At 71.5% G+C, this 11043-nt stretch carries 10 protein-coding genes; 2 read left to right on the top strand and 8 right to left on the bottom strand.

Features of this window, described 5'->3' with window-relative positions; translation table 11 throughout:
- The 3 genes from ACYVJ4_RS08570 to trpS form a co-directional block, all read right to left on the bottom strand.
- A partial coding sequence (locus ACYVJ4_RS08570) for a YihY/virulence factor BrkB family protein (RefSeq protein WP_460459702.1) occupies window positions 1-931 on the bottom strand: 931 nt, incomplete at its 3' end.
- Window positions 928-1479, bottom strand: coding sequence for a 2'-5' RNA ligase family protein (locus ACYVJ4_RS08565; protein WP_460459701.1), 552 nt, complete (start codon window positions 1477-1479; stop codon window positions 928-930). The genes ACYVJ4_RS08570 and ACYVJ4_RS08565, both read right to left, overlap by 4 nt.
- Before the next feature lie 46 nt (window positions 1480-1525).
- Window positions 1526-2542 (bottom strand): tryptophan--tRNA ligase, encoded by a 1017-nt coding sequence (gene trpS, locus ACYVJ4_RS08560; protein WP_460459700.1) that lies wholly within the window; start codon window positions 2540-2542, stop codon window positions 1526-1528.
- 38 nt (window positions 2543-2580) lie between these two features.
- On the opposite strand from trpS, the gene ACYVJ4_RS08555 reads away from it, so the two are divergent.
- Both ACYVJ4_RS08555 and ACYVJ4_RS08550 read left to right on the top strand, forming a co-directional pair.
- A complete protein-coding gene (locus ACYVJ4_RS08555; protein WP_460459699.1) occupies window positions 2581-3453 on the top strand; it encodes an alpha/beta fold hydrolase in 873 nt (290 codons plus the stop codon).
- Entirely contained in the window at window positions 3450-4739 is a 1290-nt protein-coding gene (locus ACYVJ4_RS08550; RefSeq protein ID WP_460459698.1) for a type 1 glutamine amidotransferase family protein, read from the top strand. Before ACYVJ4_RS08555 ends, ACYVJ4_RS08550 begins: the two co-directional genes overlap by 4 nt.
- On the opposite strand, the gene ACYVJ4_RS08545 is transcribed toward ACYVJ4_RS08550, so the two are convergent.
- The 5 genes from ACYVJ4_RS08545 to ACYVJ4_RS08525 form a co-directional block, all read right to left on the bottom strand.
- A complete protein-coding gene (locus ACYVJ4_RS08545) occupies window positions 4736-5332 on the bottom strand; it encodes a TMEM175 family protein (RefSeq protein WP_460459697.1) in 597 nt (198 codons plus the stop codon). The two genes, ACYVJ4_RS08550 and ACYVJ4_RS08545, sit on opposite strands and share 4 nt — an antisense overlap.
- A gap of 82 nt (window positions 5333-5414) precedes the next feature.
- Window positions 5415-7604, bottom strand: coding sequence for an alpha-galactosidase (locus ACYVJ4_RS08540; protein WP_460459696.1), 2190 nt, complete (start codon window positions 7602-7604; stop codon window positions 5415-5417).
- Window positions 7601-8515, bottom strand: coding sequence for a carbohydrate ABC transporter permease (locus ACYVJ4_RS08535; protein ID WP_460459695.1), 915 nt, complete (start codon window positions 8513-8515; stop codon window positions 7601-7603). Before ACYVJ4_RS08535 ends, ACYVJ4_RS08540 begins: the two co-directional genes overlap by 4 nt.
- Complete coding sequence (locus ACYVJ4_RS08530; RefSeq protein ID WP_460459703.1) at window positions 8515-9471, bottom strand: carbohydrate ABC transporter permease; 957 nt, start codon at window positions 9469-9471, stop codon at window positions 8515-8517. Before ACYVJ4_RS08530 ends, ACYVJ4_RS08535 begins: the two co-directional genes overlap by 1 nt.
- Window positions 9471-10823 (bottom strand): ABC transporter substrate-binding protein, encoded by a 1353-nt coding sequence (locus ACYVJ4_RS08525; RefSeq protein WP_460459694.1) that lies wholly within the window; start codon window positions 10821-10823, stop codon window positions 9471-9473. Before ACYVJ4_RS08525 ends, ACYVJ4_RS08530 begins: the two co-directional genes overlap by 1 nt.
- Window positions 10824-11043: the final 220 nt, after the last annotated feature.

The raw sequence follows: 11043 nt of genomic DNA, 5'->3' as shown, positions 1-11043 counted from the left end.
CCGGGTCGCGCGGTCCGGCCGGCCGCGGCAGCGGCGCCGGCGGGTCGCCGGCCCGGCGGGCCAGCCGGCCGCGGTCGTGCAGCGTCGTGGCCGCCCAGGCCGCCGACAGCAGCATCACGCGGCTGATGAGGTTCATCAGCACCAGCAGCCCGATGACGACGGCGAAGCTGGCCAGCAGCGGCTTCTTCGACGCGCTCGCCAGCAGCAGGCCGCTGCTCAGCTTCAGGACGCCGAGCCCGACGGCGCCGACGAGGGCGCCCTGGGCGACGTCCGGGCGCCGCAGGTCGAGCCCGCTCATCAACCGCAGCACGATCACCATCAGGGCGAAGTCGGCGGCCAGCACGACGAGCACGCCGAGCACCTGCAGCACGAGGTGACCCGCGGTCGAGCTGTCGGAGACGCCCACCCAGCCGAGCACCCGCGAGGCCAGCGCCGTGACCACGAACGACAGCACCGCCGAGGCCAGCACCGCCAGGCCGAGCGTGACGAGCACGCCGACGTCGCGCAGCTTGCCCAGCACCGGGTTGGTCTTGAAGGTCGGCTGGTCGAACATCGCGCGCACGCCCTCGCGCAGCGCGTCGACCCAGCCCAGGCCGCTCAGCACCAGCAGCACCAGGCTGATCGCGCCGGCCACCGACAGCGCGTTCGGCGTCGGCGGCTTGCTGGCGTCGAGGATGCCGTCGGGGTGCGCGGTGTCGCGCAGGATGCCCGGCAGCGTGCCCGACACGTAGTCGACCACGCGGGCGAAGAGGTCGGGCTGGCCGCGCAGCACGAAGCCGAAGACGCTGAAGCCCAGCACGAGGGCGGGCAGGATCGAGAAGAACCCGAGGTAGGCGACGCCACCGGCCAGCACGTTGCCGCGCGCGTCGCCGTAGCGCTGCCACGAGCGGTACGCGTGGCTGGCCTTCAGCCGCGCCAGCAGGGCCTTCACCCGAGCTCCGGGTCGGGTGCGCCGACGGAGAAGGGGTACCAGCCCTCGGGCCGCCACACGCCGTCCGCGCCGTGCTCGTAGAGGTGGAAGCCCTCCACCCGGAACCGGCACTCGAAGTCGGCCAGCTCGCGCGACGCCCGGTCGAGCGCGTCGTCCGCGAGGTGGTGCGCCACGGTCACGTGCGGGTGGTAGTAGAACTGGAGCTCGCGGGCGAGCGGTCCGCTGCGCACGGCCTGCTCGAGCAGCTCGCACTCGCCGATGCCGCGCACCAGCGGCACGAAGACCACGGGCGAGACCGGACGGAACGTCGCGGTGCCGCGCAGGTGGATGTCGAACGGGTCGACGGCGGCGGCGACCTTGGCCAGGTGCTCGTGCACCAGGTCGGTGCCGCGCGGGTCGACCTCGGTGGGCGGCAGCAGCGTCACGTGGGTCGGGATCGAGGCCGCGAGCGGGTCGCCGAACGACGCCCGGAGCGCGCGCAGCTGCTCGCCGTACGGCGCGGGGATCGAGATCGCCACGCCGATGGTGCGCTCCGGACCGCTGGTCACATACCGATCCTGCCCTATGCCGGGCCCCGCGGAGGCCATCGAGGGGTCAGCCCCTCGGCGGCAGGAAGCCCACGCGGTCGTAGACCGCCGCCAGGGTCTGCCGCGCCACGTCGCGGGCCTTCTCGGCTCCCTCGGCCAGGACGTCGTCGAGCGCGGCCGGGGCGTCGAGGTACCCGAGCGTGCGCTCGCGGAACGGCGTGAGGGCCTCCAGGACGACGTCCGCGAGGTCGCCCTTGAGGTCGCCGTAGCCCTTGCCCACGTAGTCCTTCTCCAGCGTCTCGACCGGGCGGCCCGACAGCGCGGAGTGGATCTGCAGCAGGTTCGAGACGCCGGGCTTGGCCTCGGGGTCGAAGCGCACCTCGCGCTCGGTGTCGGTGACCGCCGAGCGGATCTTCTTGGCCGTGACCTTCGGCTCGTCGAGCAGGTCGATCACGCCCGACAGGGTCGCCGCCGACTTGCTCATCTTGGCGGTGGGCTCCTGCAGGTCGTAGATCTTGGCCGTCTCCTTGACGATGTACGGCTCGGGGACGACGAAGGTCTCGCCGAAGCGGGTGTTGAAGCGCGTGGCGAGGTCGCGGGTGAGCTCGAGGTGCTGGCGCTGGTCCTCGCCCACGGGGACGGCGTCGGCCGCGTAGAGCAGGATGTCGGCGGCCATCAGCACCGGGTAGGTGAACAGGCCCACCGTCGTCCGATCGGTGCCGGCCTTCCCCGCCTTGTCCTTGAACTGCGTCATGCGGCTGGCCTCGCCGAAGCCGGTGATGCAGCCGAGCACCCAGGCCAGCTCGGCGTGCTCGGGCACGTGGCTCTGCACGAAGAGCGTCGAGCGGCTCGGGTCGACGCCGCCCGCGAGGTACTGCGCCGCGGTGCGCCGGGTGCGGTCGCGCAACGTCGTGGGGTCGACCTCGACCGTGATCGCGTGCAGGTCGACGACGCAGTAGAAGGCGTCGTGCGTCTCCTGCAGCGCCACCCACTGCACGAGGGCGCCGAGGTAGTTGCCGAGGTGCAGCGAGTCGCTCGTGGGCTGCATGCCCGAGAGCACCCGAGGTCGAACCGCGTCAGACATGTCGGACAGTCTCGCAGGGCCGTCGTAGGGTCGGCACCGTGACCCTGGTGGACGACGAGCTGACCCTGCCCTCGAGGCTCGTGCTGGCGGTGCGGCGCGGCGGCGCCGACCCGGCCGACGGTGCCGGCGCCGGCGCCGCTCCCTTCCTGCTCGTGCACGGGCTGGCGAGCAACGCGCGGGTCTGGGACGGCGTGGCGCAGCGCCTCGTCGCCGCCGGGCACGAGGTCGTGGCCGTCGACCTGCGCGGGCACGGCCGCTCCCCCGCGCCGGACACCGGCTACTCGACGGCGCAGGCGGCGGCCGACCTGGCCGAGCTGGTGGGCGTGCTGGGCTGGACCGGCCAGCGTGCCCCGGTGGTGGCCGGGCAGTCGTGGGGCGGCAACGTCGTCCTGGAGCTGACCGCGCGGCACGACGTCGCGCGGGCGGTGGCGCTGCTCGACGGCGGCTGGATCTGGCTCGGACGACGGTTCGCGACCTTCGAGGACTGCTGGGCCGTGCTCGCGCCGCCGGTGATGACCGGGTGGCGTTACGACGACGTGGCGGCGCGCATCCGGTCCGGCCACCCCGACTGGCCGACCGAGGGCGTCGAGGGCACGCTCGCCAACCTGCGCCGGCTGCCGGACGGCGGCGTGCGGGCGCACCTCGACCGCGAGCACCACCGCTCGATCCTGCACTCGCTGTGGGCCGACGACCCGCGGTCGCTGTTCGGGCGGGTGCACGTGCCGACGCTGCTGATGCCCGCCGCCGGGCCCGACGACGCCGTCGACGGCGTGCGCGACCTGCTCGCGGCCGTGCCATCGGCGCGCGTGCGCTGGTACCCCGGCGCCGACCACGACCTGCACGCCCAGCACCCCGACGAGGTGGCGGCCGACCTGCTGTCGCTGCTCGAGCCGCAGGAGGCCGCGTCGTGAGCGCGCTGGTGCTGATGGGTTCGGGCGAGACGGCGCCGACGCTGGTGCCGGTGCACCGCGAGGTGTTGGCGGCGACGCGGGCCGCTGCTGGTGACGGTCCGGCGGTGCTGGTCGACACGCCGTTCGGCTTCCAGCTCAACGCGGACGAGCTGGTGCAGCGCACGCAGACGTACTTCGCGCAGAGCGTCGGGCAGCCGGTGGAGGTGGCGGCCTGGCGGTCGTCGTCCGCGTCGGTGGTCGAGCGCGAGCGGGCTCTTTCCCTTCTGCAGCAAGCGGTCTGGGCGTTCAGCGGACCGGGCAGCCCGTCGTACGCGCTGCGCCAGTGGGCGGACACCCCGGTGCCGTCGGCGCTGCTCGAGGTGGCGACGCGCGGCGGCACGCTGGTGCTGGGCAGCGCGGCGGCGGTCACCGTGGGCACGCACTCGATCCCGGTCTACGAGGTCTACAAGGCGGGCGAACCGCCTCGCTGGCTGGAGGGGCTCGACCTGCTGGGCCGGCTCACCGGGCTGCGCGCGGCCGTGGTGCCGCACTACGACAACGCCGAGGGCGGCACGCACGACACGCGGTTCTGCTACCTCGGCGAGCCGCGCCTGGCCGGCCTGGAAGCCGAGCTGCCGGACGACGTCGGGGTGCTGGGCGTCGACGAGCACACCGTGCTGTGGTGCGACCTCGAGGCGCGCACGGCGCGGGTGCTGGGCCGCGGCGTGGTGACGGTGCGCCGCCGCGGACGGTCGACCACGTTCGCGAGCGGCACGACGGTGGGCTTCGACCAGCTGGACGCGTTGCTGCGCGGGGTGGAGGCGGCGTCCGAGCCGGTGGCGGCTCCCGTCGTCCCGGACGGAACTGGCTCTGCGGCAACGGATCCGGCGGGCGCTGCGCCTGCGGCGTCGTTGCGCGCGGAGGCCGAGGCGGCGCAGGTGGCGTTCGACGCGGGGCTGGCGGCGCGCGACGTCGACGCCTGCGTGACGGCGGTGCTCGGGCTGGAGCACGCCGTGCACGACTGGTCGACCGACATGCTGCAGAGCGACGACGCCGACGTCGCGCGCCGCACGCTGCGCTCGCTCGTGGTGCGGCTCGGCGAGCTGGCCGCAACCGGTGCCGCCGACCCGCGCGACGCGGTGGCGCCGTACGTCGACCTGCTGCTCGAGCTGCGGGCGGCGGCACGGGACGGGAAGGACTTCGCGACGTCCGACCTGGTGCGCGACCGGTTGGTGGCCGCCGGGGTCGAGGTGCGCGACACCCCGGACGGCGCCGACTGGTCGCTGCGCCAGGCCGCAGGGCGCTAGACCGCAGGGCGCTCGCGCTCGCGGCTCTCGAGGTAGCGCTCGACGCGCCGGTCGGGCACCAGCCAGACCACCGCCGCACCGATGAACATCGCCTCGCCCAGCCACGGCTCGACCGCGGTGAGCACGATGCCGGTGATGTAGATGACCGGCGACAGCTTGCCCTTGAGGTCGCGGCCCAGCGCCTCGCGCAGCCCCGACCCGCCCTGGACGCGGAAGATCGCCTGCTGCAGCACGAAGTAGGCGATCGCGGCGAGCAGCAGGTTGGCGCCGTAGACGACCACGGGCACCGCGCCCAGGCGCGTCTCGTCGACCCAGGCCGTCGAGAACGGCAGGAGCGAGAGCCAGAACAGCAGGTGCAGGTTGGCCCACAGCACCGCGCCGTCGACCCGCTCGACCACCTGGAACATGTGGTGGTGGTTGTTCCAGTAGATGCCGACGTACACGAAGCTCAGCAGGTACGTGAGGAACCCGGTGACCGAGCCGCCGAGCGCGTGCCAGGTCGCCTCCTCGGGCACCTTCAGCTCGAGCACCATGATCGTGATGATGATGGCGAGCACGCCGTCGCTGAAGGCTTCCAGCCGTGAGGTGGTCACGAGGGCAGTGTGCCCCAGCCGAGGTCTTGCGTCCGAAAGATCGGTCGCCATAGCGACCAGATCGTCGGACGCAGGGGGCGGGTCAGACGGCGGTGAGGTGGAGCACCAGGGCGGAGGCCGGTGCCATGACGGGCATGGCGAGGCCGACGTCGGCCAGCAGCGCGCCAGGGAGCGTGACGCCGTCGTCGAACCACCCGGGCGCGTGCGCCTGGACGACGGCGGGCTCGCCGACCTCGCGGCGCACCTGCACGCGGTACCGCCGGTCGCGGTCGAGCCCCGGCAGCGGCACGAGCCCCGGGTGGGCGTCCGGCGACGAGGTCAGCCGCACGTAGGCGAGCACGGCCTGCGCGCCGTCGTCCGCGACGACCCCGTGCAGCAGCGCGTCGTCGTCCGGGAGGTCACCTCGCACCACCCGGCCGCTGTGCAGCAGGTCGCGCAGCTCCTGGTGCAGGGCGATCCACGCCGCCACCTGGTCGAGCTCGTCGGGCGACAGCGACGTGAGGTCCCACTCGAGTCCCGCGTGGCCGAAAAGGGCTGTGGCAGCACGCATCTGGAAGTCGAGGGCACGGTGCGTGGTGTGCGAGACGGGTGGGCCGACGTGCCCACCGACCAGCTCGGGGGCGAGCACCTGGGTCGCCCAGCGCTGGATGTGCTGGCGCTCGATCGCGTCGTTGCAGTCCGAGGCCCAGACCCGGTCGGTGTGGGCGAGCACGCCGAGGTCGACGCGCGCGCCGCCGCTGGCGCACGACTCGATCTCGAGCCCGGGGTGCTTCTCGCGCAACGCGTCGAAGAGCCGGTAGGCCGCCAGGGTCTGCTCGTGCACGCGCGGCCCGTGGCCCGGCGTCGAACCGGCGGCGTGCAGGTCGCGGTTGTGGTCCCACTTGAGGTAGTCGAGCCGGTACTCGCCGACCACCGCGTCGAGCCGCTCCAGCAGGTAGGCCCAGGCGTCCGGGTTGGTCAGGTCGAGGACCTGCTGCTGGCGCCACACCGGCGGCAGCTCGTCGTCGTCCGGGCGCAGCAGCCAGCCGGGGTGCTCGCGCGCGAGGTCGGAGTCGGGGTTGACCATCTCCGGCTCGACCCACAGCCCCATCTGCAGGCCGAGGCCGCGCACGTGGTCGACCAGGGGGTGCAGTCCCTCGGGCCAGACGCTCTCGTCGACGTACCAGTCCCCCAGGCCCGCGTCGTCCTGCCGCCGACCCTTGAACCAGCCGTCGTCCAGCACGAAGCGCTCGACGCCGACGCGGGCGGCGACGTCGGCGAGCTCGGTCAGCCGCGCGAGGTCGTGGTCGAAGTAGACGGCCTCCCAGGTGTTCAGGACCACCGGACGGACGCTGCGCGGGTGGCTGGCGCGGGCGCGCTGCCAGTCGTGCCAGCGGTGCGCGACGCCGTCCAGGCCGTGGTCGGACCACGAGTACAGCGTCGTCGGCGTGCGGTACGTCTCGCCGCGGGCGAGCCGGATCTCCCCGGCCCGCAGCAGCTCGGCCGCCGCGAGCACGCCGCCGTGCGGTCCGGCACCCTCGGGCACGCGCTGGACGAGGTGCTCGGAGTCACCGCTCCACGCGAGGTGGGCGGCCCAGACCTCGCCGTGCCCGAAGCCGAACGACGGCGTGCCCGCGGCGAGCAGGAGAGGGCCCTCGTGGCCCGTGCGGCCGCGACGCGTCGGCCGCCACCAGGTGCCGTGCTGAAGGGCACGGCGCTGCGGTGCACCCTCACGGCACCATCGCCCCGTGGTGTCGAGCGTCTCGGACGCCTTGTGCGGCAACGGGAGCTGCGGGCGCAGGGCGCCCAGGTCGTAGAGCCCGTCGCCGGTGCTGGTGACGGTCGCGTCGAGCTCGACGACCCCGCTGGCCACCAGGCGCAACGAGACCTCGACGTCGAGCCCGGCCCGCGCGGCGGTCGCCCGCGCCACGACCGAGCCGCCGCCGTCCGGGTCGATGACGACGTCCGTGCCGGTGAGCTCCAGGCGCGGGTGCGCGGCCGTGCCGTCGCGGTGTCCGGCCACCCCGGGGGCGCCGCTCCACCCGTCCGTCTCGACCGGCAGCAGCGTGAACGACATCGGCGCGTCGAGGGCGCTGCGCGGCACCGCCGTCGTCGCCGACCGGACGACGTCCGCCGCCGTCGCGGGGTCGACGCGGCCGTCGGCGTCGGCGAGGTCGCCGAGGTCGGAGCCCCAGTGCAGCACCCGCGGCAGCCGAGGACCGCCGACGTCGAGCAGGACGCTGGTGCCGGCGGCTCGCAGCAGGACGAGGTCGGACGTCGGGTCGGGGGTCATCCCTTGTTCGCACCGAGGGTGAGGCCGGACACGAACTGCTTCTGCAGCACCACGAAGATGATGACCGTCGGGATCGCGGCCAGCACCGAGCCCGCCGAGAGCAGGTTGTAGTCGGTGAAGAACTGGCCACGCAGGTTCTGCAGCGAGGACGTGATCGGGAACTTGTCGCCCTGGCTCATGAACGCCACAGCCCAGAAGAAGTCGTTGTAGATCCAGGTGACCTCGAGCGTGGCAAGGGCCGCGAGCGGCGGCCGGCACAGCGGCATCACGATCTGCCAGTACTGGCGCAGCACACCGGCTCCGTCGACGAGCGCGGCCTCGGTGAGCTCGGCCGGCAACGTCTTCATGTAGTTGCTCAGCACGAAGGCGCAGAAGCCGGTCTGGAAGGCGATGTGGGTGAGGATCACCGCGTAGTAGCTGTTGTAGAGCGTGCCCGAGTCGCTGAACCAGAACGGGACCTCGATCGAGTTGTACAGCTTGTAGAGCGGCACCAGCAGCGCCTGCTGCGGCAGCAGGTTGGCGGCGGTGAACAGACCCAGCAGCACGATGTTGAACTTGAACGAGAAGCGCGCCACGACGAAGGCGACGGACGACGCCAGCAGCAGCGTGATGAGCACCGACGGCACGGTGATGATCAGCGAGTTGAGGAAGTGCTGGCTGAAGTCGCCCTGCTGCCACGCGTGCACGTAGTTCTTGAAGGTGAAGCCGCCGAACGACACGTAGCCGTGGCTCGACGTGTAGTTGTAGTCGCGGAACGAGTTGAACAGCGCCCAGGCGAGGGGGAAGACCCAGGTGATGGCCATGGCGGTGAGGAAGACGTAGAGCACCGTGCGGCGCGGGCGACCGGCACCCTGGGGCCGGTGCTCGGCCCGCGCCGGGGTGGCCCCGACGGCGGTGGTGGCGGTGCTCATCACTTGTCCTCTCGCATGACGGCGGGCAGGTAGAACACGATGAACACCAACGAGATCAGCAGCATGATCGTGGCCATGGCGGACCCGAAGCCGATGCGCTGGCCCTCGCCGACGATGTTGTTGAACACCAGGGCGCCGATCAGCTCGAGCCCGTTGCGGCCCTTGTTGATGACGTAGACCAGGTCGAACGCGCGCAGCGACTCGATGACGGTCACCACCACGACGATGATGTTGATCGGCTTCATCACCGGGAACACGACCTTGAAGAAGGTCTGCGTCGGCGACGCACCGTCCATCGAGGCGGCCTCGCGCAGCGAGGGGTCGACGCCCTTCAGGCCCGCCAGGTACAGCAGCATGATGTAGCCGGTGTGCTTCCAGCTGGCGGCCGCGATGACCGCCCACAGGTTGACGCTCGAGTCCCCGTACCAGTCGATCGCGTCGTTGCCCTTGAGCCCCAGCACCGCGTTGAGCAGGCCCTGGTCGCGGCTGTAGATCAGCTGCCAGATGAAGCCGACGAGCGCGAGCGAGAGCACGACCGGCAGGAAGAACGCGCTCTGGTAGAGCCGCGAGCCGCGCAGGTCGCGGTCGAGCAGCACCGCCATGAAGACGCCCAGCACCGTGGGGACCGCGAAGGTCACGACCAGCCAGATGATGTTGTGCTCGAGGGCCGGCACGAACGGCGGGTAGTTCGTCGTGACGTCGACGTAGTTCTTGAAGCCGACGCCCTTGGCGCTCGAGATCGGGCCGAAGCCGTCCCAGTTGGTGAACGACAGGGCGACCGTCGCGAACGCGGGCAGCCACACCAGCCCGATGACGATCGCGGCCGGGACGCCGGCCATGACCACCAGCCAGATGCGGTCGCGGGTGTTGAGCCTGCGCGTCCGCCGCGCCCGACCCGGGCTCGAGGCCTGGGTCGGGGCGGCGGGCGCGTCCTGCGCGGGTGCTGCCACGGCGATCAGCTGTCGCTGGCGAAGATCGACTTCTTCTGGTTCTCGATGCTGTTCACCAGGCCGTCGACGTCGTTCGGGTTCTTGATGAACGTCTGGATCGCCGGGATCATCACGTTGCTGGCGAAGTCCGGACGGGTGTCGCGGTCCATGAACTGCGAGATGTTCTTGGCGCTGCCCACGAACTCGACGGCCTTCTTCTGCAGCGCCGAGTACGCGCTGGTGTCGGCCTTGCTGCTCACCGCGATGACGGTGGGGTCCGCCTTCACCGAGACGCCCTCGGCCTCGGGCGTGCCCAGGTAGCTGAGGAAGGCCTTCGCGCCGGCCTCGTTCTTCGGGCGCTTGCTCATCATGTAGCCGTCGATGGGCGCCTCGATGGCGTCGCTGCCGATCGCCGAGTCCACCTCGGGGAAGGTGAAGAAGTCGAGGTCGTCGCGCTCGCCCTCCGGGAACTGCTGACCCACGAACATGCCCAGCAGGTAGGTGCCCGCCTTCTTCTGCTGCAGGGTCTGCGCGGCCTCCTGCCAGGTGCGGCCGAGGGAGGCGTCCTGGTGGTAGGGCAGCAGGCTGCGCCAGGTGTCGAACACCTTCTTGACCTCGGGGCCGTTCCAGGCCTTCTTGCCCGCCATCAGGTCGACGTGGAACTGGAAGCCGTTGATGCGCATGTTCAGCTGGTCGAAGGTGCCCATGGCCGGCCAGCCGTCCTTGTCGCCGAAGGCGATCGGGGTCAGGCCGTCCTTCTGCATCTGCTTCGACAGCGCGACGAGCTCGTCGAGCGTCTTCGGCACCTGGTAGCCCTTCGACTCGAAGACGCTCTTGCGGTAGAAGAGCGCCCACGGGTAGTTGGTGAAGGGCACGAAGTACTGCTTGCCGTCGTCGCCGGTCGAGGCGGTCTTGAGCGCGTCGCTGAAGCCGTCCAGGTTCTTCCACACGTCGCTGATGTCACCGGCCAGTCCCTTGGCGGCGAAGAAGCGCATGCGGAAGCCGGAGAACCAGGTGAACACGTCGTCCGGGCTGCCCTGGAGGTAGCTGTTGATCTGCTCCTGGAACGTGTTGTGGTCGACGGTGTTGATCTTCACGTCGAGCTTGGCGTTCTTGGCGTGGAACCCGTCGGCCACCTGCTGGATCGCGGCCTTCGGCACGGCGTCGGACTGGTTCGACCCGAAGGTGACCGTGCCGGTGGCCGCCTTGATGTCCTCGGAGCTGGTGCCGCCACCACCACCGCCGCACGCGGCGAGGGAGCCGGCCGCCGCGACGCCGAGCGCGCCGCGGAAGAGGGACCTGCGGCCGAACTGCGTGCCGGCCACCGATGGCGGGACCAGCGACGCGAGGTACTCGGCTTGTGACTGGTGGCGGGACATCGCGTCTCCTTCGACGTTTTCCCCAGCGCTCGGACGAGGCGCTGTGGCCGACACGCTCGACCATGACCGAACAATTTCGACCAGGTGATGCGCCATACCTTCATCCCGATGTCGCCTGCTGTCAAGGCTTCTCCGCACATCGGCGCGGTTTCGACACCTCAGCCAATTCTCACCTGTTGGTAATTGTTGACTTTGACCGGTCAGAGGGCCAGAGTCGTCG

It is taken from the genome of Angustibacter peucedani (genome assembly GCF_054779595.1).
The sequence above is the reverse complement of the archived record's forward strand: the minus strand, read 5'-3'. Positions and strand labels throughout refer to the sequence as shown.